Source organism: Marinobacter sp. NFXS11, from assembly GCF_040148675.1.
Classification (GTDB): Bacteria; Pseudomonadota; Gammaproteobacteria; order Pseudomonadales; family Oleiphilaceae; genus Marinobacter.
Window position 1 is genome coordinate 223144 of the sequence record NZ_JAGDDV010000001.1, and the last position, 22708, is coordinate 245851.

Consider the following 22708-nt stretch of genomic DNA (forward strand, 5'->3'; position numbering starts at 1 on the left):
ATTTTTCTTGATAGTGACCAGAAAACATAAGGTTATGAGTGTTTTTGAGGCAAAAGGCGGTTCAGGTCTGCCCGGATCAGGTGCGGTCGCACCAAAAACGCTCAGGAATGCTGCACTCCAGAGGCATATTGAGGAGCACGGATGCCTCTGGTTTGCCTTGTATACTAGATAACTAATTGTTTTTTAATGAGATATGAGGGGTGTGGAACAGCAGATGCAGAGGCCCTGCTGCGTTTTAAGACGAACTGCATACCTAACTAAGAAAAGGACGCCTGAAATGACTATTAAAAAACACGTGAAACTTGGCCTCTCTGCACTCGCACTGTCCATCTCTTTCAATTCCATGGCGGCGGAAGATCCGATCAAAGTGGGTATCTTGCACTCGCTGTCCGGCACCATGGCCATCAGTGAAACCGTTCTCAAAGACACCGTTGAAATGCTGATCGAACAACAGAACGCCAAGGGCGGTGTGCTCGGTCGTCAAATGGAAGCGGTTGTTGTAGACCCGGCTTCCAACTGGCCGCTGTTCGCTGAAAAAGCCCGCGAGCTGCTGGCCCAGGAAAAGGTCGACGTGATCTTCGGTAACTGGACCTCGGTTTCCCGTAAATCCGTACTGCCGGTGGTGGAAGAGCTGAACGGCCTTCTGTTTTACCCGGTTCAGTACGAGGGTGAGGAATCCTCCGAAAACGTCTTCTACACCGGCGCTGCGCCCAACCAGCAGGCGATTCCTGCGGTGAACTACCTGATGAACGAAATCGGCGTGGAGCGCTGGGTTCTGGCAGGTACCGACTACGTTTACCCGCGCACCACCAACAAGATCCTTGAGACCTACCTTATGGACATGGGTGTGGCCAAGGAAGACATCATGATCAACTACACGCCTTTCGGCCATTCCGACTGGCAGAACATCGTCTCCGACATCAAGCGCTTCGGCTCTGCCGGCAAGAAGACCGCAGTAGTCTCCACCATCAACGGTGATGCCAACGTGCCTTTCTACCGCGAGCTGGGTAACCAGGGCATTGCGGCCTCCGACATCCCGGTTGTTGCCTTCTCCGTGGGCGAGCAGGAACTCTCCGGTATCGACACTGGCCCGCTGGTTGGTCACCTGGCCGCCTGGAACTACTTCATGAGCGTGGACAACGACGCCAACTACGACTTCATCGACCAGTGGATTGAGCACACCGGCAATGATGAAGCGGTCACCAACGACCCGATGGAAGCGCACTACATTGGCTTCAACATGTACGTGGAAGCGGTCAAGAAGGCCGGCACCACTGACGTAGACGCGGTAAAAGACGCCATCATCGGCGTAACCGTGCCCAACCTCACCGGTGGCTACGCCGCCATGATGCCCAACCATCACATCACCAAGCCGGTGCTGATCGGCGAGATCCAGGACAACGGTCAGTTCTCTGTGGTCTGGGAAACCTCTGGTCTGGTCGCGGGCGATGCCTGGTCTGACTACCTGCCGGGTTCGCGGGACATGATTGCAGATTGGCGCAAGCCGTTGTTCTGCGGAACGTTCAACACCGCAACCGGCACCTGTGGCGCGTCTGCGGGCGAAATGGCCGCTGAAGCCGAGTAAGGCCAGGACAGCATAGCGCTGTGACTTAGCACCACGGACAACCGGAGGTGGCAGGTGCTGCCTCCGGCTGTTGCCCCGCAACACGCTTGAAACAGACAGGACACTCTCATGAGCATCTGCCGATCGCTCACATTGCTGCTTATCGCCCTGTTTTCCCTGCTATCGCTACCTGCAACGGCGCAGGAAGACGATCCTGGCAAGGCTCTGCTGATCAATCTCGCAGAGGCGCCGGCCAGTAAAGTGGAGGAGGCGGTGAACGCCATTGTCAGCAGTGGTGATGAAAGAGCCAGGGGCTGGCTCGAAGCCTACGGAAATAACCGCCTGAGCCGGGTAAAAGACACCGGGCAGGTTGTATTGGTACTGAACAACCGGGGCAGGGACTGGGAAATTGCCGATCCGCTGACCGGAGAGAACATGGGTGAAATGTCCCGCCGTGAGCTGGACAGAGTCGCCATCAATAACCGCATACGGGGCCAGCTTGAAGGCATACTGGCCATGCTGGACCTGAATGCCAAAGACCCGGATGTGCGCGAAGCCTCCGCACAGGACATGATGGGCAAAGTGGATGCTTCCCTGGTTGAGCCACTGGAAGCTCAGCTGGCGAAAGAAGAAGACGCGGCCGTCCGCAACCGCATTGAAGAAGCCCTGGCCATCTACCGGGTGGGCGAGGGCAACCTGGAGGCCGTGGACGTGCTCGCCGGCAGTCTTCATCCCCGGGCCCGCGCCGCTTTGAACGAAGCCGTTCGCGGTGACAACGAGGCGCTGGCTCAACGTGCCGCCAAGGCCCTCGAAAGCATTGAACAGAAACTCAAACTGAACCGCGCCGCCGAGACCCTGTATTTCGGCCTGTCTCTCGGCTCGGTCCTGGTCCTCGCCGCCATTGGCCTGGCCATCACCTTCGGCGTGATGGGCGTGATCAACATGGCCCACGGCGAACTGATCATGCTGGGTGCCTACACCACCTGGGGCATGCAGCAACTCTTCCCCGGCCAACCTGGCCTGGCTCTGATCCTGTCGATTCCCGCCGGCTTCATGGTGGCGGCCACCGCTGGCATCATCATTGAACGCAGCGTCATCCAGTACCTCAAAGGCCGGCCGCTGGAAACCCTGCTGGCCACCTTCGGTATCAGCCTGATCCTGCAGCAGCTGGTGCGCACCGTGATCTCGCCGCAAAACCGCACCGTGGTGACGCCGGAGTGGATGAGCGGCTCCCTGGTGATCAACGACGCGCTCTCGCTGACCCTGAACCGCCTCTATGTATTGGCCTTCGCATTGATTGTCTTCGCCGGGCTGATGCTGATCATGCGCAAGACCCGCCTGGGTCTGGAAGTGCGTGCCGTTACCCAGAACCGGGCCATGGCCCGTTCCATGGGCATCCGCGCCACCCGGGTGGACATCATGACCTTTGCCCTCGGCTCCGGCGTGGCCGGGCTGGCCGGTGTGGCGCTTTCGCAGCTCACCAACGTGGGCCCGAACCTGGGCCAGAACTACATCATTGATTCGTTCATGGTGGTGGTGTTCGGCGGCGTGGGTAACCTCTGGGGCACCCTCATTGCCGGGCTTTCCCTGGGCACCATCAACCAGCTGCTTGAACCCTGGGCCGGTGCCGTACTCGCCAAGATCATCGTGTTGGTGTTCATCATCCTGTTCATCCAGAAACGGCCGAAGGGATTGTTCCCTCAAAAGGGCCGAGCGGCAGAAGGCTAAGTTATGTGGCTAACTAGACCCTTACAGGAACGTTCAACCCAGATCTTTCTCGGCGTGCTGTTCTTGGCCGTGGTGCTGGTGACCTTCCTTCACCTGTTCATGCCCCAGGACAGCGCCCTGCACGTGAGCGCCTTTACCGTCACGCTGCTGGGCAAATACCTCTGCTACGCCCTGCTGGCAGTGGCGGTGGACCTGGTGTGGGGTTACCTCGGTATCCTCAGCCTGGGCCACGGCGCCTTCTTTGCCCTCGGCGGCTATGCCATGGGCATGTACCTGATGCGCCAGATTGGTGACCGGGGCGTGTATGGCGACCCGATCCTGCCGGACTTCATGGTGTTCCTGAACTGGCAGGAGCTGCCCTGGTTCTGGCACGGGTTCGACATGGCCTGGTTCGCCTTCATCATGGTGCTGCTGGCGCCGGGCCTGCTGGCCCTGGTGTTCGGCTTCCTGGCCTTCCGCTCGCGGGTGACCGGGGTATACCTCTCTATCATCACCCAGGCGCTCACCTTTGCCCTGATGCTGGCCTTCTTCCGCAACGAGATGGGTTTCGGCGGCAACAACGGCCTCACCGATTTCAAGGACATTCTCGGCTTCAACCTGCGCACCGACGCCACCCGCCTCGGGCTGTTCATCGCCACAGGTATCGCGCTGGCCATTGGTTATGTGATCTGCCGGGGCATTGTCACCAGCAAGCTGGGCCGAGTGAGCGTGGCCTGCCGGGATGCCGAAGCCCGCACCCGCTTCCTGGGCTACCGGGTGGAACGGGTGCAGCTGTTCGTGTTCGTGGTCTCCGCCATGCTGGCGGGTGTGGCCGGGGCGCTGTATGTGCCTCAAGTAGGCATCATCAATCCCAGCGAATTCTCGCCTCTGTTCTCCATCGAGATCGTGGTGTGGGTGGCCCTGGGTGGCCGCGCCACCCTCTACGGCGCAGTGATCGGCGCCATCCTGGTGAACTACGCCAAAACCGTGTTCACCGGCATCATGCCGGACGCCTGGCTGTTCGCCCTCGGTGGCCTGTTCGTGCTGGTGACCGTGTTCCTGCCCAAGGGCATTGCCGGGCTGCTGCAGAAGCGCCGCAAAGCCAGGACAGACGACGATACCCCCACCGCGCAGGAGGCTGCTGTATGAGCTTGTTCCGGGAGCTGACCGACCGCGAGCATGTGTTCGAGTTTCTGACCCAGGTGCAGTCGCCGGTGGACGTGCGCCACGGCCCCATCCTGTACCTGGAAGACGTAAATGTTAGCTTTGATGGCTTCAAGGCCATCAACAACCTCAACCTCACCATCGACGACGGCGAGCTGCGCTGCATCATAGGCCCCAACGGCGCGGGTAAAACCACCATGATGGACATCATCACCGGTAAAACCCGCCCGGACACCGGCTCGGTGTGGTTCGGCAGCCGCCACAACCTGCTCACCATGAACGAGCCGGACATCGCCAGCCTGGGCATCGGCCGTAAGTTCCAGAAACCCACGGTATTTGAAGCGCTCACCGTGTTCGAAAACCTGGAGCTGGCCATGGCGACGGACAAGCGGGTGTTTCCCACCCTTACCGCCGTGATGAAAGCCGAATACCGGGACCGCATCGACGAAGTGCTGGAAATGATCGGCCTGGAATCCCTGCGCGACCGCCTCGCCGGCATCCTCTCCCACGGCCAGAAGCAGTGGCTGGAAATCGGCATGCTGCTGATGCAGAAGCCCCGTCTGTTGCTGGTGGACGAGCCGGTAGCGGGCATGACCGAACAGGAAATGGAACGCACCGCCGAATTGCTCACCAGCCTCGCCGGCAAACAGTCCGTGGTAGTGGTCGAGCACGACATGGGCTTCGTGCGCTCCATCGCCCGCAAGGTGACCGTGCTGCACCAGGGCAGTGTGCTGGCGGAAGGCTCCATGGACCAGGTCTCCAACGATCCGGAAGTGATCAAGGTCTATCTCGGGGAGGAGGCGTAATGCTGAAGATTGAAAAACTCAACCAGTTCTACGGCGAGAGCCACACACTCTGGGATCTCGACCTGGACGTGCCCCAGGGCCAGTGCACCTGCGTGATGGGTCGCAACGGCGTGGGCAAGACCACCCTGATGAAATGCATCATGGGTGAGGAAACCACCAAGAATGGCAGCATTGAATTTGCCGGCGACGTGGAGCTCACCAAAAAGAAAGTCGAGGACCGTTCCCGCCTGGGCATTGGCTACGTGCCCCAGGGCCGGCAGATCTTCCCGCTGCTGACCGTGGAAGAAAACCTGCGCACCGGCCTGGCTGTGCGCAAGGACGGCAGCAAGAAAATTCCCGAGCGGGTGTACGAGCTCTTCCCGGTGCTGAAAGAAATGCGCCATCGCCGCGGCGGTGACCTTTCCGGAGGTCAGCAACAGCAACTGGCCATCGGTCGCGCGCTGGTGATCGAACCGCGCCTGCTGATCCTCGACGAACCGGGCGAGGGCATCCAGCCCAACATCGTGGCCCAGATCGGCGAGGTAATCCGCAAGCTCATCGAGGAAGACGGCCTGACCGTGCTTTTGGTAGAGCAGAAGCTGCCGTTCGCCCGCAAATACGCCGACCGCTTTGCCATCCTCGACCGTGGTCGCCGGGTGGCGGAAGACGAGATTGCCGGCCTTACCGATGAACTCATCAAGAAGCATCTGACGGTATGACGGTCTTCGAGCGCATAGAACCTGCCCACGACTCCGGCCATCGCTTCGACGCAGGTCGGCGCTGGGCGGCGTCCATTGCCCTGGGTTTCGACGCCCGGCCGGATGGCAGCAACACCGCTACCCGCATGACCCACGTGCGTCATCAAGGCCCATTGCGGGTGCAGCGCCCGTTCTACCCGGAAGGTCGCAATGGCTGCTGCCACGTGTACCTGCTGCACCCACCGGGTGGGCTGGTCAGCGGCGATGCCCTGAGCATCGAAGCCCGGGTCGGCGAGGGCGCCCATACCCTGCTGACCACCCCGGCCGCCGCCAAACTCTACAAGGCTGACAGCCACGGCGTCGCCTGGGCCCAGCACACCCATCTGAAGGTGGAGCAGGGCGGCATTCTCGAATACCTGCCCCAGGAAACCCTGGCTTTTGATGGTTCCCGGGGCGAACAAAGCACCACCATCGAACTGGAAGCCGGCGCCCGATGCATCGGTTGGGAAATCCTCGCCCTCGGCCGCCCGGCCAGCAAATTGCCGTTTGTTTCCGGCCACCTGGAGCAGAAATTCCGCCTGCTGATGGACGGCCGCCCCCTGTGGCTGGAACGCCAGCTTATGGACCCGAACCACGCCCGGTTCAAAGGCCACTGGGGCCAGGGCGGCGCCACCGTGCAGGCTACCCTCTGGGTTGTCGGCCTGGAAGACGAAGCCGCCGCCATCGAAGCACTCAGAGAAACCCTGCCGGAGAAGAAACGCTGGGCCGTCACCCGCCGCAGGGGCGTGGTGCTGCTGCGCTACCTGGGGCAGGAACGAAACGAAGCCTGGGCGATATGCCAGCAGGCATGGGAACTGATCCGGCCAAGACTCACCGGCCAGCCTGCCAGCGTTCCCCGAATCTGGCTGACCTGAATTTGTGCAGGAACAGTGTGGAATGAGCTGTTCCGGTACCAAGAGCTAAAGGCCAGCGAGAGCGGGCCAAAAAACGTAGGTCGGATTAGCAAAGCGTAATCCGACAAACAAGCGGAGAACAAAAATGGAATTAACGCCAAGAGACAAAGACAAGCTGCTGCTGTTCACCGCAGCCCTGCTGGCCGAGCGCCGAAAAGCCAAAGGCCTGAAGCTCAACTACCCGGAAGCGGTGGCCCTGATCAGCGCCGAAATCATGGAAGGCGCCCGTGAAGGCCGCACCGTGGCCGAGCTGATGACCGCCGGCACCGAAGTCCTCACCCGCGAAGACGTGATGGACGGCATCGCCGAAATGGTCGACGAAGTGCAGGTGGAAGCCACCTTCCCCGATGGCACCAAGCTAGTCACCGTCCACAACCCAATTGTTTGAAAGGCCAATGAGAAGCTACCTGCGTTGCCGCTGCGGCGTTAAAAGAAGGCTCAAAATGCTCATTTATACGCGCATAAACTGCGCTTTTTCGCCTTCTTTTGCCTTGCATCGGCTGCCTCGCCAACGCTTCTCATCGGCCTTTACAGGAGGCTATTTATGATCCCCGGTGAATACCAGCTCAAAGACGGCGACATCGAACTCTGCGAAGGCCGCGAGCGCATCCAGATAGACGTGGCCAATACCGGCGACCGCCCGATCCAGATCGGCTCTCACTACCACTTTGCCGAAGCCAACCCGGCGTTGGATTTCGACCGCGCCAAGGCCCGTGGCTACCGCCTGGATGTGGCGGCCGGCACGGCCATCCGCTTCGAACCCGGCCAGAGCCGGGAAGTGACGCTGATCCCGTTTGCGGGTGGGCGTGAAATCTACGGTTTCCGGCAGGAAGTCATGGGCAAACTGGAGGGCCAGAAATGAAAATTACCCGACAAGCCTACGCCGACATGTACGGCCCAACCACCGGCGACCGGGTACGGCTCGGCGACACCGACCTGTGGATTGAAGTGGAAAGCGACGCCGCCCACTACGGCGACGAAGTAAAATTCGGCGGCGGCAAGGTTATCCGCGACGGCATGGGCCAGAGCCAGCGTGCCGATGCCGCCGTGATGGACACCGTGATCACCAACGCCCTGATTCTGGACTGGTGGGGCATCGTTAAAGCCGACGTAGGCATCCAGAAAGGCCGCATCGCCGCCATCGGCAAGGCCGGCAACCCGGATACCCAGCCGGACGTGACCATCGTGATCGGCCCCGGTACTGAAATCATCGCCGGTGAGGGCAAGATTCTCACCGCCGGCGGCATTGACGCCCACATCCACTTCATCTGCCCCCAGCAGATCGAAGAAGCCCTGATGAGCGGCATCACCACCATGCTCGGTGGCGGCACCGGCCCGGCAACGGGCACCAACGCCACCACCTGCACGCCGGGCCCCTGGCACATTGGCAAGATGCTCCAGGCGGTGGATTCCCTGCCCATGAACATCGGCTTCCTTGGCAAGGGCAACGCTTCCCTGCCGGAATCCCTGGAACTGCAGATCCAGGCCGGCGCCATTGGGCTCAAACTGCATGAAGACTGGGGCACCACCCCGGCCAGCATCGACAACTGCCTCACGGTGGCCGACAAATACGACGTGCAGGTGGCGATCCACACCGACACCCTGAACGAATCCGGCTTTGTGGAAGACACCCTGGCCGCGTTCAAGGGGCGCTGCATCCACACCTATCACACGGAGGGCGCCGGCGGCGGCCACGCACCGGACATCATCACCGCCTGCTCCAAGGATTACGTGCTGCCGTCGTCCACCAACCCGACACGGCCCTACACCGTGAACACCATCGACGAACACCTGGACATGCTGATGGTGTGCCACCACCTGGACCCGAACATCCCGGAAGACGTCGCCTTCGCCGACTCCCGCATCCGCCGCGAGACCATTGCCGCCGAGGATATCCTGCAGGACATGGGCGTGATCTCCATGATCGCTTCCGACTCCCAGGCCATGGGCCGGGTGGGCGAAGTGGTGTGCCGCACCTGGCAGACCGCCCACAAGATGAAACAGCAGCGCGGCCTGCTGCCGGAGGATGAAGACCTGGGCGCCGACAACCTGCGCGCCAAACGCTACATCGCCAAGTACACCATTAACCCGGCCATCACCCATGGCATTGCCCATGAAGTGGGTTCCGTGGAAGTGGGCAAGCTGGCGGACCTGGTGCTCTGGAACCCGGCATTCTTTGGTGTGAAGCCGGCCACCATTCTCAAGGGCGGCATGATTGCGGCCGCACCCATTGGCGATCCGAACGCCTCTATTCCAACGCCCCAGCCGGTGCATTACCGCCCCATGTTCGGCGCCTTCGGCAAAGCCGCCAGTGCTACCCGCCTTAGCTTTGTGAGCCAGGCTGCGATTGATGCCGGTATTGGCAAGGAGCTTGGCCTGGACAGCCCATTATCCGCCTGCAAGGGCGTGCGTGACGTGCGCAAGGGCGACATGAAACTGAACGACGCGTGCCCGCACATCACCGTAGACCCACAAACCTACGAAGTGCATGCCGATGGCGAACTGCTCACCTGTGAGCCCGCCACCGAACTGCCCCTGGCCCAGCGCTACCATCTCTTTTAGTCAATACAGCTCAAGGCTGTTCTGAGCCGGGAATAAGAGGACATTTTTATGTTGGAACTGATTGAACGCATCGGTGACGTGAAATCCACCGGCATCGATACCAGCGAGATTCTGGACAACCTGATCCTGCCATACGAGCTGCGTATCCGTGGCCGGCTGCGCGCTACCACCGAAACCAACGTGGACGTGGGCCTGTTCCTGGATCGCGGCCCGGTGCTGCGGGACGGCGACCTGCTGCAGGCCAGGACCGGCGAAATCGTACGCATACGCGCCGCCGAAGAACAGGTAGTGACGGCCCGCATCAAGTCCGGCCAGCCCCTGGCCCGCCTGTGCTACCACCTGGGCAACCGCCACGTAACGCTGGCCATCGGCGAAGACGAGCAGGGCAGCTTCGTGCGCTTCCCGCCGGATCACGTGCTGGAAGAGCTGGCCGAGCGCCTGGGCGCCACCGTGGTTCACCACACCGCCCCGTTTGATCCCGAGCCCGGCGCCTACTCCCAGGCTGGCCATTCTCACGGACACGGCCACAGCCATTCACACGATCACGACCACGGGCACAGCCATGGCCACAGTCATAAACACACCCACTGACGGCGCCACCCCGCAGGTGGACGACCTTGCATTGCTGGGCTTGATGCAACTGGTGAGCCCGGCACTGCCCATCGGCGCCTTCGCCTGGTCCCAGGGCCTGGAAAGCGCCTTCGAACTGGGCTGGGTGAACAACGAAGCGGAACTGGCCCAGTGGATTGAAGGCGTGCTGGAAGACGGCCTGAGCCGCTGCGAACTGCCCCTGCTGGTGCGCCTGCAGACCGCCTGGGCCGAAGGCGATGCCATTGCGCTGGCAAAGTGGAACGACTGGCTGCACGCCACCCGGGAAACCGCCGAACTGAGCGACGAGGATACCCGCCTGGGCGGTGCCCTGGTCACCCTGCTGCGCAACCTCGAGCTGCTGCCAGAGCCACACCTGATTCCGGAAGAGCCGGGCTACATCACCATGTTCGCCTGGGCCGCCCATAAACGGTTTGTGCCCGTGCGCCAGACGCTGCTCGGCTTCGCCTGGGCCTGGCTGGAAAACCAGCTCGCCGTCGCCTGCAAGGCCTTGCCCCTGGGGCACACCGCCGCGCAACGCATCATCGAACGGCTGCGCCCACAACTGGTGGCGGCAGTAGACACTGCCCTGAAACGAAACGATCACGAACTCGGGCCCATCCTGCCGGGACTGGCGCTCGGGAGTGCCTTACACGAAACACAGTATTCACGGCTTTTCAGAAGCTGAATAACAATTGAGGAGATCTGCCATGACACATTGTCTGAGAGTTGGAGTCGGCGGCCCGGTTGGCTCCGGTAAAACCGCGCTGCTGCGCCAGCTGTGCAAAGCCCTGCGGGACCACTACGACATCGCCGTGGTGACCAACGACATCTACACCCGGGAAGACGCCGACTTCCTCCTGCGGCACGAAGCCCTGGCCGCAGACCGCATCCTCGGCGTGGAAACCGGCGGCTGCCCGCACACCGCCATCCGCGAAGACGCCTCCATGAACCTGGCGGCCATCGACGATCTGCAAAACCGCCACCCGAACCTGGAACTGGTGCTGGTGGAATCCGGCGGAGACAACCTCTCCGCCACCTTCAGCCCGGAACTGAGCGACCTCACCCTGTACGTGATCGACGTCTCGGCCGGCGACAAGATCCCCCGCAAAGGTGGCCCCGGCATCACCAAATCCGACCTGCTGATCATCAACAAGATCGACATCGCCGAACAGGTGCACGCCTCCCTGGATGTGATGGAGCGCGACAGCAAGAAAATGCGCGGCGAACGCCCCTTCGTGTTCACCAACCTGTACGACGGGGTAGGGCTGGAGACGATTATCAGCTTCATTCTGGAGCGGGGCATGTTACCGGAACGCCGCCCTGAAAAACTGGCGGAACCCGCCTGAGCCAACCGACTTCGAACGACTTGAGAACCATCAGGAGATAACCATGAAATTCACAGCCAAACTCCTCACCGCTGCCGCGTTGCTGACTGCCTCCGCCACCGCCATGGCCCACTCCGGCCACGCCGAAGGCGGCTTTACCAGCGGCCTGCTGCACCCCATGCTGGGCCTGGACCACCTGCTGGCTATGGCGGCCATCGGCTTCTGGAGCGTGCGCCAGAGCAACCTCATGAAAAACGCCACCCCCGCTTTCGTGATCGGCGGCATGATTCTCGGCGCCACCCTCGCCTGGGGCGGCCTGAGCCTGCCGGGCGTGGAAACAGGAATTACCTTCTCCGTACTGGTCGCGGGTATCCTGATTGCTACATTGGCGAAACTGCCGACGGCTGTGGGTGGCATTCTGGTTGGTGCGTTTATGCTGTTTCACGGTTTTGCGCATGGGGCAGAGATGCCCGCAGGCGCGACACTTGCCGCTTACCTGGCTGGCTTCTCCATTGCTACGCTCGCGATCACTTTGGTTGGCCGTGGGCTGGGTAGCTTGATGCTGAAAGCTGATAGCCGGTTCAGTCGTGGGGTTGGTGGTGTTCTGGCGGTTGCGGGGGCGTACCTCGCGGCTGCTTGATACGCATTTCAAAACCACCAAACGCAGACAAGAAAGCCGCTCGGGAAACCGGGCGGCTTTTGTTATATGTGGTTTACTAAATTTTACGTCTGACAGGTAGGAAGTTTCCTAAGGATTAGGCTAGTGTGTAGTTATAAGAAACGGATAGACGCCGCTGTTAAGGATGACGGATGGACTACAACCAGATATTGCAAACCCTCCAGAACAACATTCCGGCCCAGATTTGGTATCTGATTCCGTTCTTCCTCGTTGCGGTCGTCATCAAATCGGCTTGGTTCAAAGGAAAGGCTGGGGAGGCAGTTGTTAACCTTTCCGCCAGACTGTTTCTCGATAAAACCCGCTATCACCTCATTAAGAACGTCACCCTGCCCACGGAAGACGGCACCACCCAGATCGACCACATCATCGTTTCCCGGTACGGGGTCTTTGTGGTGGAAACCAAGAACATGAAGGGTTGGATCTTCGGTAACGCCAAACAGCGGTATTGGACGCAGAAGATCTTCAAGCACTCGCAGAAATTTCAGAACCCGCTGCACCAGAACTACAAACACGTTAAGACACTGCAAAACCTGTTGGACCTGAGTGATGAGCAGGTTTTTTCGGTAGTGGTCTTTGTGGGGGATTCGACGTTCAAAGCGGCCATGCCAGAGAACGTGACTCACGGTGGTGGGTATGTCCGTTTTATCAAAGCCCAAACCGAGCAGCGGCTGTTGGATGCTGAGGTTCAGAAGGTGATCGAGGCCATTGAATCCGGGCGGCTGGCGGTTACGTTCAGCAATCACCGGAAGCACGTGGCGCATGTGAAGGAAATTGCGGCTAAGAAAAGCAGTGAGCCACGGTGTCCGAAGTGCCAGGGTGAGATGGTAAAGCGCACGGTGAAGCGCGGAGAGAATATTGGGGAGGAGTTTTTTGGCTGTAAGGCATTCCCCAAGTGCCGGGGAATGGTTGGTGCTTCGTTATTGCAATAACAAATCTGTCAAATCATTACGGCGGGATCAGAGTGTCAGCGCAGCTTAGGGTATTGATTTAAATTAATTAATTGGCGAAATCTGAGCTTTTGGTTTTGAGCTTTTATTGACGCTCAAATGATTGCAATAACGAAGTGCGCTAACTAATAACTGTTATATTTGTGCCATAGCCCATGATAGCTAGTGCCAATGAGAAACGAGCTCTGCCTAAGGGTTCTCGATAAAAGAACAGGGAGACAAAGTGTGGCCATCGAGGAAATTCCTAGAGTGAAGCAGTGGCTGTCGCAATTTGACGCAGCTCTGCCTGACCAATATTTGGCTAGCTATCTTTTAAAAAAGATGCGCTTTGTGCCGTTTCAAGAGGTTGAAGAGTGGTTGCAAAAGTCCGTTGAAGGGCTGATCGAGGATATCGAAAAAAAAGAAGGTAAGAAAGCTCCAATCGCAATTTTCCCTGTAGCAAAGCCATTTATTAATAAGTTCAATGCTGAAAAAGAAAAAAAATCAGCTAATGATAGTGCAGGAAGGATTTCTCACGCATTAAAGAACTTAGAGCGAAGGTTGCCAAAGCATGTGGAGCTTACTCCGCGTGATGATTCAATGCGCGCTCGTAAAGTAAAGCACATAATATATGTCGATGATTTTATAGGAACCGGCGACCGTTTTATAAAGTCGTGGAGGAACATGGTTTCAGCGCGAATCAAATCATGGTGCTCTCGTGGTTGGTGCAAAATATGGGTATTATCTTTTGCTGCCCATAAAACCGGCTTAAATAATATAGCAAATCAAATAAGGCCAATAGAAAAGTCAAGGCTAATGGCTAACCTTGTTGTTGAGAAGTCATTCTTAGCCGAAAATAAGGAGCTCGTACGACTTGCTGATAGTTATGGGTGTAAGTTAAAAAAATATGATGCAAGGTTTGGGTATGGGAAGTTATTAAGCCCGATTATATTTCAGCATGGTTGTCCAAATAACGTGCCGGCAATATTTTGGTCAAGCGGAAAAAGGGGTTGGACACCTTTATTTCCAGAAAGAAGCGTACCTTCAGAGCTTTATACGTTATTTAGCTTTGACATGACCGCTGAAACTACAGCAGAGGAACTATGGATGGTCGGCCATTATGATTTGGCTGTATCAATTGTCAATCAGATAGAGCAGTATGGTGGAGATCACCAGCTCGTAATGATTTTAGGGTTTCTGGAAAAGAAAAAAGATATTGAAAGAATTCGGAATGTTTTGGTGTTGACTACTAAGGAAATGTTTGAAAAATTAGACAACCTGCGCCACCACGGACTTATTGATTCGGGCAATAAAGTAACTCATTTTGGCGTAGAAATTCTAAGAAGAGGCAAAAAGAACACTGAATTAAAGCAGGATAATGATGACGCCTATAATTATTTTTATCCTGCGTCGTTTTTGGGGTTCCAACGTGAAGTTTAGCCGTCGGTGGTGTAATGCCATCACCAGCACGCTTTGGAGGGGTGAACCCTTTGAAGCGTGTAGAGCGCGGAATCCGTTGCTCATTGTGGTAGCCCTCGCTGGAGTGAACTATGCCTCGCGTTTTAAAGCGCGTGGTCTCCGCTTGGGGCTACACCCAGCCTTTGCTTTAAAACGCGAGGCATACCCTCACTTACGTGAGGTGAAGTAAATGAATCGTTGGAATCCCAATTTTTATTATAAAGAAGGTATAAAGCGCGGGTTTAATCCCGAGTATCTAGATAAGCTTATAGAGCAAGGCAGGAAAATCCAAGAAAAGAATATCCCTGTTTTATTCTCGTTGGCCCATTTAGCTAGTTGTTCTCGCACTCAATACTTAGAACTGCATTCCTTTGTCGCGCGAACGGAATATGGCCAGGAAGGTTATCCATATAGAAATTTCCCTATAAGGAAGCGCAGTGGTGGCAAAAGATGGATATCTGTACCTGCCCCACCATTAATGGCTGTTCAGTCATGGATTAACAGAAATATACTAAATGGTATATCGCCACATCCTGCAGCTTTCGCATATGTTAATGGAATTAAATCTCCCTTAAAGGCTCACGCAGAGAAACATTGTGACGCTGACTGGATACTTAAAGTAGACATAAAAAATTTCTTCTCGAATATATCCGAAAGGCAGGTATATCGAGTATTTAGGTCTCTATCCTATTCCAAGCTTCTCTCTTTCGAAATGGCCAGATTATGCACCCGGATCACTCCCGGTAGAACCGGGAAAAGATGGAACATTGACTGGAACGAATCAGGAGTAGAGGGATATTCCTGTACTTGCTTAGGAAGTCTGCCGCAAGGAGCCCCGAGCAGCCCTGCATTGTCTAACCTCGTTTGTCGTGAACTGGATACCCAGCTCCATGAATTAGCTTTAAGTAAAAATGCAACATATAGCCGCTATGCGGATGATCTCTGCTTTTCGTTCATCAAATCATCTCGCGATGAAGTATATCAGTTCAAAAGGGAAGTCAATAAGGTCCTTTGGGATAATTCCTTTACTGAGAACCCAAAAAAGTCACATATTATTCCGCCTGGCGCTAGGAAAATTGTAACTGGCCTAATTGTGAATAGCGATAGACCATCTATTCCGCAGGAGCTCAGAGATATTATTCGAATGCACCTTTTCTATTCTGAAAAATTCGGGATTCCTAAACACTGCAGAAAGCGAGGGTTTAGGTCTGTTATTGGATTTAGAAACCACCTGAAAGGTTTAATTATGTACGTTTATTCTATTGACCCAAAAAAGGGAAATGAATTTTTGGAGAAATACAATCGATTGCCTTGGTTAGAGTTTGAGATATAGATATTGGGTTTTATTATGAAACGGTGGTTTGCTGTTGCGCGAAAAATATAACAAATACAGGTAAGGGGCGGTGCACTTCCCCCACTTCAGTAGACACGCATCGATAACTACTGGACTTACCCCGGTCCTGACGTCGCGCCTCTGCTGTTCGCGTTAGATTTACAAGGAGAATTGCATGACTTCAGTTGGAGGGATCGAGCTCCATTATTATTTGGAAGATGGCAAGCACTCCATGGATGCTATTCTTCGCAATCGCTGTGAGGCTGAATTACTCGCGATTTTTCATGAGGTTGCCTCTACTCTTGGGTTGTCAGTCCAGATCGATGCTCAAGCGCTTGCAGAAGGTGGCTTGAGAGAGATTTGGAAATGGGCAGGAGAAAATTCCGGTCAGTTGAGTGTTATTCTCTCCGTTGTGGCGCTTCTTGTCTCCCTTGCACCACAGATATACGAATCAGAGGAAGAGGCGCTTAGCAAAGAACTAACAGAACTTAGTATTGAAGAAAAAAGACTCCAAATTGAAAAGCTGCGCCAAGAATTACGTGAAGTGGAACCCAGGACTGAGAATGCTACACGAGACAACGCTGTTCACTTGTTGAAAAAGGAACCGAAGATAGTTGTCAGAAGGTCGAACTTCTATAAGAATTTAAGTGGTCGTGATGACCTAGAATCAATCGGGATTTCCCCTCTAGATCAAAACCTCAATCCTTTTGCCCCAGAAAGAAACGTTCCCAAGGAGCGATTCCACCATTTCATACTGACTTCGCATTCGATAAAGCCGTTAATTATTGAGAACGCCAATATCGAAGTTGTAAGCCCTGTATTGAGAGAGGGGCGATACAAGTGGAAAGGAATTTATGATGAGCAGGTTATTGGCTTCACAATGCAAGATTCAGCTTTTCAGCACCAAGTTTTAAGAGAAGAAGTCACGTTTCAACATGGCACGTTTTTAGAGTGTGTACTCAATGTTTTTAGAAAGCTGGATGAGGTTGGTGAGGTCGAGATAACCGGTTATGTAGTGACAACTGTAATTCGCAAATATGACGAAAGGCAGTCGATCGAGACTCCGCAAGGAAAGAGTTATAAGCACGCTCAGAAATTGCGAGCCTCCCAATCAGACCTCTTCGGAGACGGCAAGCAAGAAATCTAGCGAATTGAAGCAAGGGACGCTCATGGCGTAGCGCCCCCGCTGCATGCGTTAGGCATTATCATCACGAAGGAGTATAGAATGAGCAAGAAACGTATTTTTATAAGTTTTGCGATGGAAGACAAGACACTTCGCGACTTTCTAGTGGGGCAAGCAAAGAACGAGAAGTCTCCATTCGAGTTCGTAGATATGTCTGTTAAAAAGCCTTGGGACTCTGCATGGAAGACAAATTGCCGCACGAAAATCAAAGGCTGTGACGGCGTCATAGTGATAGTAACTAAGAATACAAAAAATGCCGATGGCCAGCTTTGGGAAGTTAAGTGCGCTAAAGAAGAAGGTATACCGCGCCGTGGAATATATGGAAGCTCAACAGACCGCCCAGCGACTTTGCCCACAGAACTTCAGGGTACAAGGGTCGTTAACTGGACGTGGGACAATATCAAAAGCTGGATAGATACCCTATAACGGAGGCATCATGAGAAAGGCTCTGGTTGTTGGAATTAATCACTATGAGCATGTATCGCCTCTCTTTGGATGTGTTGATGATGCTCATGCAGTAAAAGCGGCTCTAGCAAGAAATGGAGATGGCTCCATAAACTTTGACGTTCAAATATTTACCGGAACCGGGCCGACGGACCAAGTAACAAGAGGGCAGTTGAAGGACTATGTAGAACAGCTATTTGAAGGTGATAGTGAAATTGCACTCTTCTACTTCGCTGGCCACGGGTATATTGAATCAACTGGTGGTTACCTTATCGGCAGCGACTGCAAACGAGGAGATGATGGTCTCTCGCTAAATGATATTCTTGCCATTGCTAACAGGTCGAAGGCGCGCAATAAAATCATCATCTTGGATAGCTGCCATTCAGGTATTGCAGGCACTCCATCCACAAGCGGTGATAATGCTGTCATTTCAGAAGGCGTCACGATTCTTACCGCCTCGACTGCAGAGCAGTACGCTACAGAAAAAGATGGCAGGGGTGTTTTTACAACTCTATTCGTAGACGCATTAAATGGTGTTGCTGCCAATTTGCTTGGCGACGTCAGCCCAGGCGGAGTTTATGCCTACATAGATCAATCTCTTGGAGCATGGGAACAAAGGCCTGTTTTCAAGACAAACGTTAAGAGCTTTGTGTCTTTAAAGAAGGTTCAGCCAACCGTGCAACTTTCTGACCTCCAGAGACTAACAGAGTTGTTCCCGTCTCCTGGCCATGAATTTAAGCTTGATCCATCTTTCGAACCCGAAATGAAGGGCCGTGACGAAGGAATGCCCCCTCCCGATCCTGAGAATACGCGTACCTTTGCAATTTTGCAGAAGTTCAATCGCGTTAATCTGGTTGTCCCTGTGGGTGCACCACACATGTGGAATGCAGCAATGGAAAACAAAGGGTGTCGCTTGACTGTGCTCGGTGAACACTACAGGCGTCTTGTAGAAAAAGGGCGTATCTAGGGTGCTTAAAGCCTCACAAGTGGGTAAGCTGCCGGTACTACGCTGCGTTTCGTACCGGCAGCTTACCCAGGGCGTTAGGAAAACTGGGACAGATCTATTTTTCGTATGAAAACCGGTACATATCTATTATTGCGGTTATTTGGGTAAACTGGCCCGCTTTTCCGGAGTCATTCCCTTTTCCCACTCAGCTTCATCGCCCGGCGCTGGCAAAAACCGCCCAAACTCGATCATCTGCGCTGCCGGAATGTCCTGCAGATAGATCCAGACGTCCTCAGCCGTTATGCCCGCAACTCGAACTATCTCTTCAAGCATCTGGCTCATCAGGGCCTGTTTGATCTCAATGCTTCTGCCATCCCGCACCAAGCCGTGCACATACACCTGAGGCGCGGTGTTCATTCTGCCACCCACGAAGTGGTCGCCCTCATCGGCCGCTGAAAACAGAACCTGGGCAAAGAACCGGGGAGCGCCGGTTTGGGCATTATGGGCCGCTGTTATGGCCTCGGCGATCTGTGATTTCTGCTGCGGCGACAGAGACAGATTCGCGACCGTGACGGTGTAAGTGGGCATGGGAAACTCCTGCCATGGGTTGTACGTTTGCACTGGATCTCGCCACTATGGGGGTGAGGCGGGCTTGTTTCACTATAGCAACGCGCATCTGCCTGGCCCCGGCGATTTACGCTGCTGATCACGGTGGGGCGGTTGCAGGTGAGTGAAGAGGGTGTGGTTGCTGAGATTATTGAGCTGCCGGTTTGATCAGATGGGAGGACCCTGACATGCTCCGGTTTCTATAGGTTTCAAATTCGATCCTCACCTAAGTCGATAGACCGCCGAGTTAGATAGGGCGAAGCCTTTAAGGGCCCCGCCTGCCGTATTCGCAACCTTCGGTACGACAATTAATGATTAAGATTCTATCTGTGTCCTTCGCTCTTTCTGTGGCGACTTTTTTACTGATTTTGGCAAGCCCGGTAATTGTTTCGGAGGGAGGGCAAAGACTGGGGCCTTCTCCATATGCAGAGAGAATTGATGAGCTGTATGAAAGCATGAAGGGTGCAGGTAACTCACCATATTCGCAGGAGTGGCAGGAATTAAAGGAGCTAAATCAGAAAAACAATGATTGGTTTGAGGAGCGCCGTGGAGAACGGGGAGGTGCTCCAAGCCTAGGCTATTTTGATGTTCTGCAGGAGATTAGCTCTGCTATCACCTTTATTCTGATCTTGGTTTGGGGCGTTGGTTATCTGCTTACTTACCGGTTCTTTGATGGTTATTGGTCGCTGCTGATTTTGGTTTTTCCATCACTGATGTTTGCTCTGAGAATTCTCTCTTTCCAAGCCTTTGTTTCGATAGCTCTGTCGGTACTGGTTGTCTATTCAGTCAAGACTTTAAGGAAGAGAGGAGCAGCTTAGAGAAAACCGGGACAGGTCTATTTTTCGCGACATAGACCTTTCCCGGTTTCGGTTCCTTATATATGTGAAGGCAGTCTTATGCCTTGCTCTCCGTATTTAGCTGTCCTTCTCTGCACACCTTCCGACATGCGTATGTCAGGTGTCGAACGAAACGGGTTTCGGTGCCCGGTGCTTCTTCCGCACGACCACTGTCCCCGCGAGCTTGTCATGCCAGCCCTGCTTGCGGGAATCAAAGGCCACCCAGAAATAGCCAAGACCAAGAGGTATCAAGGAGAGGTAGTATGCCAGGTAGCGTCCGATCAGTTGACCAGTTGTTGCAGCATTGCCAGTTTTGGCATCAACAATTTTGGCGGAAACGGCCATTTTCCCTGGTGTTGCCTGTTTTGATATCCAAAATAGAATCACAGCTACAGCAGGAAATACCCAGGACAAAAGAAAATCCATAGGCCCAACAATTAAACTTGTACTATCCCAATAGGACTCACCATAGAACGCGGTGAGCAAGGGAAACACAATTATACCTATCAAGATAGAATCGATCAGCGTTGCGCCAGTTCGAGCCCAAAAGCCGACGTATTCCAGGTCATCATATTCCATACTTCATCCTTTAAATTTATGAGTTTGCTTCCCGTGCGGGCCAACTGTGAGGTGGCCTTCTTCAGTGAAGTTTGGCATTACAGGGCGTAAGTTACCAAGCTAACTACAATTTGCACACTTCAAAAAATGAAACAGATTGTTACCGTAAAGATGAGTCTTATCAGCTGGGCCTGAATCAGAGGGTAAACCGGGACAAAGCTATTTTTCTGGGCTTTTGATATGCAAGACGTTCTTATCTCGCACACTCATCTCGAAGAGTTCACTGGCTCGGATAAGATCGCTCAGCTTCTTGTACCCGTAGTTCACGGGGGAGAAAGAGCTGTTATTAGAAATATACTGGCCAACTTTTCCTAGATGCGCCCAACCATCATCGTCAGCAGTCTGTTCCACCGCAGTTCGTAGGGTTCGGACTAGTACGGTGTCGCCCCTCAGTTGATTACGGCCCCATTTGGTTTCCACGGTTGGTTTTGGCGTTCCACCGTTGCTGACGTTATCGGGTTCCTCTGTGTCTTCGCGCAGGTTTTCTGTGTAGATGAATTGCGAGCAGGCGTTCACGAAGGGCATGGGGGTTTTGCGCTCGCCGAAACCAAAGACGGGCAGACCGGCTTCGAGAATTCGCATTACCAGGGGCGTAAAGTCGGAATCACTGGTCATGAGGGCGAAGGCATCGACGTTGCCGCTGTAGAGCAGGTCCATGGCGTCAATGATCATTGAGGCATCGGTAGCGTTCTTGCCGGTGGTATAGGCAAACTGCTGAACTGGCCGGATGGCGTTGGCGTGGAGCTTTTCGATCCAGCCACCCAGTTGCGGACCGTTCCAGTTTCCGTGGGCATGGCGCACGTTCACAGCCCCGTATTTGGCGAGTTCCTGGAGTACCCCTTCGATGGATTGGTGACTGACGTTGTCACAGTCGATGAGCAGAGCGATTTTGTAGTTGCTATTCATCGTGTTTGAGCTGTCCTTGTCTCAGATGGTGGTTCTGAATACTAGCAGTAAAGCCGGAACCTCGGAAAACCGGGGCAGACCTATTTTGGATGGGATTAAGGGCATAGAATTGGCGAATAGTATCGACTGGGTGCGGATGTGCACTCAGACAACAGCCGCAGCTACAGGCCGTTCATATGAATGTGGATAAAGCAAAAAAGCGTATCGCAAAGCAGGTCAAGAAGGGCTTTCACGGCTATCCGTTGGTTTCGCTGGAGTACTTCGGCAAAACCCCCGATTCAGCCAGCGAGGTTGTGATTTCGTATACCGAGGAAGAGGGCGCGGAACCCCAGAAGCAGGCGTTCGCAAGTGGCGGTGATGCCAGGGAAGACGAAACCATTCAATCCACACTCCTCAAAATCATTGAACGGGCGGATGCAAAAACGGTTACTGAGATTGACGGTATTTCCACTGTCCGTGAAAGCTGAAGCTCGGGAAACCGGGTGACCGTTGAGAATCGGGACAGGCCCATTTTCTTAAAGCGTTCGACATAACCATGCACAGCAGCAGCCTGCGAGGCAGCGATTTCAAGATCACCCACCATGGCGAGGCCATTCCGCACGCGGACTTGTTTTCGTCGTTTCAGGATACCGATCGCCTTGGCATCGTTGTCCCTCGTCGGTTTGAGGGCATTGGTGCAATGACCCTCATCATGGCCTACGTTACCGCCTTCTATGACCGCTATCGCGAGCGCGGGCCAGAGTTTTATGCCTACCCGGATTTCTTTACGTTTCAGCGGGAGGCCCCCTGTGCCGACTATGGCATGTTCGACATCTGGCCAAACCACAAGAACGTCCGCGTTCCATACGACGCTCAGCAGACCGCCGAGGCCATTAACGGGCGGGGCGTGAACGTTTTACTGGTTCCCGACAACGAGGGGCGAGAGGTTGCGATCTCACCGGTTGAACGGGAAAGCGCCATGCGCAATGTCCAGCAGTGCTTTGCCTACTCGGAGTCCGGTACTGCGGCGTTGTCCGATCTTGTTATCGAGTGTCGGAGTGAGTTGCTCCGCGACTATGCATTGTCCGTTCTCGACTCCCTGCCTGCCGACGAATCGATGCTGGAACAGCGCAGGCAATGGGAGGCGCGACTGGCCGGCGACACCTTGCGCCAAACGTTTCGCAAATTGGACCTTGATGCTGCGTTGCGGAAGATCTGACGTGAACAGTGTCCGGCGGTTTTCCTAAAAAAGATAATAGAAGCAGAGTTTTTTGACGAGAACGTACTTTTCGGTTTTTCCATGTTGTAGAGTATCGGCTCTGGCAACATGTAAGGGATGACAACTGGTTCAGAGAAGAACCATCTTCCACGTCTTAGTAAGCCATCCCTTCTCGTTTGTTTAATTTCTTTGTATCGGCTGCAATCAGAGTCACCGTTCTTTGGAA

The 22708-nt window shown here is 54.8% G+C and carries 25 protein-coding genes; 22 read left to right on the plus strand and 3 right to left on the minus strand.

Features of this window, described 5'->3' with window-relative positions; translation table 11 throughout:
* Window positions 1-277: 277 nt before the first annotated feature.
* The 19 genes from urtA to J3362_RS01120 all read left to right on the plus strand — a co-directional run bounded on the left by urtA (window position 278) and on the right by J3362_RS01120 (window position 18339).
* Window positions 278-1585, plus strand: coding sequence for an urea ABC transporter substrate-binding protein (gene urtA / locus J3362_RS01030; RefSeq protein WP_349517714.1), 1308 nt, complete (start codon window positions 278-280; stop codon window positions 1583-1585).
* A 108-nt stretch (window positions 1586-1693) separates the two neighbouring features.
* Complete coding sequence (gene urtB / locus J3362_RS01035; protein ID WP_349517715.1) at window positions 1694-3292, plus strand: urea ABC transporter permease subunit UrtB; 1599 nt, start codon at window positions 1694-1696, stop codon at window positions 3290-3292.
* 3 nt (window positions 3293-3295) lie between these two features.
* Complete coding sequence (gene urtC / locus J3362_RS01040; protein WP_349517716.1) at window positions 3296-4420, plus strand: urea ABC transporter permease subunit UrtC; 1125 nt, start codon at window positions 3296-3298, stop codon at window positions 4418-4420.
* The gene (gene urtD, locus J3362_RS01045) at window positions 4417-5241 is read left to right on the plus strand and encodes an urea ABC transporter ATP-binding protein UrtD (protein ID WP_349517718.1); all 825 of its coding nucleotides are present in this window, start codon (window positions 4417-4419) and stop codon (window positions 5239-5241) included. The genes urtC and urtD overlap by 4 nt, the downstream gene beginning before the upstream one ends.
* Window positions 5241-5939: an urea ABC transporter ATP-binding subunit UrtE gene (gene urtE, locus J3362_RS01050; protein WP_088827170.1), complete on the plus strand. Its 699-nt coding sequence runs from the start codon at window positions 5241-5243 to the stop codon at window positions 5937-5939. The genes urtD and urtE overlap by 1 nt, the downstream gene beginning before the upstream one ends.
* A complete protein-coding gene (locus J3362_RS01055) occupies window positions 5936-6832 on the plus strand; it encodes an urease accessory protein UreD (protein WP_349517719.1) in 897 nt (298 codons plus the stop codon). The genes urtE and J3362_RS01055 overlap by 4 nt, the downstream gene beginning before the upstream one ends.
* A gap of 124 nt (window positions 6833-6956) precedes the next feature.
* Window positions 6957-7259 (plus strand): urease subunit gamma, encoded by a 303-nt coding sequence (gene ureA / locus J3362_RS01060; RefSeq protein ID WP_088827172.1) that lies wholly within the window; start codon window positions 6957-6959, stop codon window positions 7257-7259.
* Window positions 7260-7415: 156 nt separating this feature from the next.
* Window positions 7416-7733: an urease subunit beta gene (locus tag J3362_RS01065; protein WP_008175206.1), complete on the plus strand. Its 318-nt coding sequence runs from the start codon at window positions 7416-7418 to the stop codon at window positions 7731-7733.
* Complete coding sequence (gene ureC / locus J3362_RS01070) at window positions 7730-9433, plus strand: urease subunit alpha (RefSeq protein WP_349517721.1); 1704 nt, start codon at window positions 7730-7732, stop codon at window positions 9431-9433. Before J3362_RS01065 ends, ureC begins: the two co-directional genes overlap by 4 nt.
* A 48-nt stretch (window positions 9434-9481) precedes the next feature.
* Window positions 9482-10024 carry an urease accessory protein UreE gene (gene ureE, locus J3362_RS01075; RefSeq protein WP_014578127.1) on the plus strand — a complete coding sequence of 181 codons (543 nt, stop codon included), beginning with the start codon at window positions 9482-9484 and terminating at the stop codon, window positions 10022-10024.
* Entirely contained in the window at window positions 9996-10709 is a 714-nt protein-coding gene (locus tag J3362_RS01080; protein WP_349517722.1) for an urease accessory protein UreF, read from the plus strand. The genes ureE and J3362_RS01080 overlap by 29 nt, the downstream gene beginning before the upstream one ends.
* Window positions 10710-10731: 22 nt before the next feature.
* On the plus strand, window positions 10732-11370 hold the full coding sequence (gene ureG, locus J3362_RS01085) for an urease accessory protein UreG (RefSeq protein WP_349517724.1): 639 nt from the start codon (window positions 10732-10734) through the stop codon (window positions 11368-11370).
* 43 nt (window positions 11371-11413) lie between these two features.
* A complete protein-coding gene (locus tag J3362_RS01090; protein ID WP_349517725.1) occupies window positions 11414-11989 on the plus strand; it encodes a HupE/UreJ family protein in 576 nt (191 codons plus the stop codon).
* Window positions 11990-12159: 170 nt separating this feature from the next.
* Complete coding sequence (locus J3362_RS01095) at window positions 12160-12957, plus strand: nuclease-related domain-containing protein (RefSeq protein WP_349517726.1); 798 nt, start codon at window positions 12160-12162, stop codon at window positions 12955-12957.
* A 243-nt stretch (window positions 12958-13200) separates the two neighbouring features.
* Window positions 13201-14394, plus strand: coding sequence for a phosphoribosyltransferase-like protein (locus tag J3362_RS01100; protein WP_349517727.1), 1194 nt, complete (start codon window positions 13201-13203; stop codon window positions 14392-14394).
* Between the two features lie 208 nt (window positions 14395-14602).
* Complete coding sequence (locus J3362_RS01105) at window positions 14603-15745, plus strand: reverse transcriptase family protein (RefSeq protein WP_349517728.1); 1143 nt, start codon at window positions 14603-14605, stop codon at window positions 15743-15745.
* A 175-nt stretch (window positions 15746-15920) separates the two neighbouring features.
* The gene (locus tag J3362_RS01110) at window positions 15921-16892 is read left to right on the plus strand and encodes a hypothetical protein (RefSeq protein WP_349517729.1); all 972 of its coding nucleotides are present in this window, start codon (window positions 15921-15923) and stop codon (window positions 16890-16892) included.
* Between the two features lie 78 nt (window positions 16893-16970).
* Window positions 16971-17354, plus strand: a complete 384-nt coding sequence (locus tag J3362_RS01115) for a TIR domain-containing protein (protein WP_349517730.1) — start codon at window positions 16971-16973, stop codon at window positions 17352-17354.
* 10 nt (window positions 17355-17364) lie between these two features.
* A complete protein-coding gene (locus J3362_RS01120; RefSeq protein ID WP_349517731.1) occupies window positions 17365-18339 on the plus strand; it encodes a caspase family protein in 975 nt (324 codons plus the stop codon).
* Between the two features lie 135 nt (window positions 18340-18474).
* On the opposite strand, the gene J3362_RS01125 is transcribed toward J3362_RS01120, so the two are convergent.
* Window positions 18475-18906, minus strand: a complete 432-nt coding sequence (locus J3362_RS01125) for a tautomerase family protein (protein ID WP_349517732.1) — start codon at window positions 18904-18906, stop codon at window positions 18475-18477.
* A 329-nt stretch (window positions 18907-19235) separates the two neighbouring features.
* Here J3362_RS01125 and J3362_RS01130 point away from each other — a divergent pair, with 329 nt between their 5' ends.
* Window positions 19236-19742 carry a hypothetical protein gene (locus tag J3362_RS01130; protein WP_349517734.1) on the plus strand — a complete coding sequence of 169 codons (507 nt, stop codon included), beginning with the start codon at window positions 19236-19238 and terminating at the stop codon, window positions 19740-19742.
* A gap of 135 nt (window positions 19743-19877) precedes the next feature.
* On the opposite strand, the gene J3362_RS01135 is transcribed toward J3362_RS01130, so the two are convergent.
* Window positions 19878-20339: an RDD family protein gene (locus J3362_RS01135; RefSeq protein ID WP_349517735.1), complete on the minus strand. Its 462-nt coding sequence runs from the start codon at window positions 20337-20339 to the stop codon at window positions 19878-19880.
* Between the two features lie 198 nt (window positions 20340-20537).
* On the minus strand, window positions 20538-21284 hold the full coding sequence (locus J3362_RS01140; RefSeq protein WP_219120611.1) for an NYN domain-containing protein: 747 nt from the start codon (window positions 21282-21284) through the stop codon (window positions 20538-20540).
* A 176-nt stretch (window positions 21285-21460) separates the two neighbouring features.
* On the opposite strand from J3362_RS01140, the gene J3362_RS01145 reads away from it, so the two are divergent.
* Window positions 21461-21751, plus strand: a complete 291-nt coding sequence (locus J3362_RS01145; RefSeq protein ID WP_349517737.1) for a hypothetical protein — start codon at window positions 21461-21463, stop codon at window positions 21749-21751.
* A 68-nt stretch (window positions 21752-21819) separates the two neighbouring features.
* On the plus strand, window positions 21820-22482 hold the full coding sequence (locus J3362_RS01150; protein WP_349517738.1) for a hypothetical protein: 663 nt from the start codon (window positions 21820-21822) through the stop codon (window positions 22480-22482).
* The last annotated feature ends 226 nt before the right edge of the window (window positions 22483-22708 follow it).

Coding starts and splice junctions, on each gene's coding strand:
- urtA (WP_349517714.1), top strand. CDS start 278: ATGACTATTAAAAAACACGTGAAACTTGGCCTCTCTGCACTCGCACTG.
- urtB (WP_349517715.1), top strand. CDS start 1,694: ATGAGCATCTGCCGATCGCTCACATTGCTGCTTATCGCCCTGTTTTCC.
- urtC (WP_349517716.1), top strand. CDS start 3,296: ATGTGGCTAACTAGACCCTTACAGGAACGTTCAACCCAGATCTTTCTC.
- urtD (WP_349517718.1), top strand. CDS start 4,417: ATGAGCTTGTTCCGGGAGCTGACCGACCGCGAGCATGTGTTCGAGTTT.
- urtE (WP_088827170.1), top strand. CDS start 5,241: ATGCTGAAGATTGAAAAACTCAACCAGTTCTACGGCGAGAGCCACACA.
- J3362_RS01055 (WP_349517719.1), top strand. CDS start 5,936: ATGACGGTCTTCGAGCGCATAGAACCTGCCCACGACTCCGGCCATCGC.
- ureA (WP_088827172.1), top strand. CDS start 6,957: ATGGAATTAACGCCAAGAGACAAAGACAAGCTGCTGCTGTTCACCGCA.
- J3362_RS01065 (WP_008175206.1), top strand. CDS start 7,416: ATGATCCCCGGTGAATACCAGCTCAAAGACGGCGACATCGAACTCTGC.
- ureC (WP_349517721.1), top strand. CDS start 7,730: ATGAAAATTACCCGACAAGCCTACGCCGACATGTACGGCCCAACCACC.
- ureE (WP_014578127.1), top strand. CDS start 9,482: ATGTTGGAACTGATTGAACGCATCGGTGACGTGAAATCCACCGGCATC.
- J3362_RS01080 (WP_349517722.1), top strand. CDS start 9,996: ATGGCCACAGTCATAAACACACCCACTGACGGCGCCACCCCGCAGGTG.
- ureG (WP_349517724.1), top strand. CDS start 10,732: ATGACACATTGTCTGAGAGTTGGAGTCGGCGGCCCGGTTGGCTCCGGT.
- J3362_RS01090 (WP_349517725.1), top strand. CDS start 11,414: ATGAAATTCACAGCCAAACTCCTCACCGCTGCCGCGTTGCTGACTGCC.
- J3362_RS01095 (WP_349517726.1), top strand. CDS start 12,160: ATGGACTACAACCAGATATTGCAAACCCTCCAGAACAACATTCCGGCC.
- J3362_RS01105 (WP_349517728.1), top strand. CDS start 14,603: ATGAATCGTTGGAATCCCAATTTTTATTATAAAGAAGGTATAAAGCGC.
- J3362_RS01110 (WP_349517729.1), top strand. CDS start 15,921: ATGACTTCAGTTGGAGGGATCGAGCTCCATTATTATTTGGAAGATGGC.
- J3362_RS01115 (WP_349517730.1), top strand. CDS start 16,971: ATGAGCAAGAAACGTATTTTTATAAGTTTTGCGATGGAAGACAAGACA.
- J3362_RS01120 (WP_349517731.1), top strand. CDS start 17,365: ATGAGAAAGGCTCTGGTTGTTGGAATTAATCACTATGAGCATGTATCG.
- J3362_RS01125 (WP_349517732.1), bottom strand. CDS start 18,906: ATGCCCACTTACACCGTCACGGTCGCGAATCTGTCTCTGTCGCCGCAG.
- J3362_RS01130 (WP_349517734.1), top strand. CDS start 19,236: ATGATTAAGATTCTATCTGTGTCCTTCGCTCTTTCTGTGGCGACTTTT.
- J3362_RS01135 (WP_349517735.1), bottom strand. CDS start 20,339: ATGGAATATGATGACCTGGAATACGTCGGCTTTTGGGCTCGAACTGGC.
- J3362_RS01140 (WP_219120611.1), bottom strand. CDS start 21,284: ATGAATAGCAACTACAAAATCGCTCTGCTCATCGACTGTGACAACGTC.
- J3362_RS01145 (WP_349517737.1), top strand. CDS start 21,461: ATGAATGTGGATAAAGCAAAAAAGCGTATCGCAAAGCAGGTCAAGAAG.
- J3362_RS01150 (WP_349517738.1), top strand. CDS start 21,820: ATGCACAGCAGCAGCCTGCGAGGCAGCGATTTCAAGATCACCCACCAT.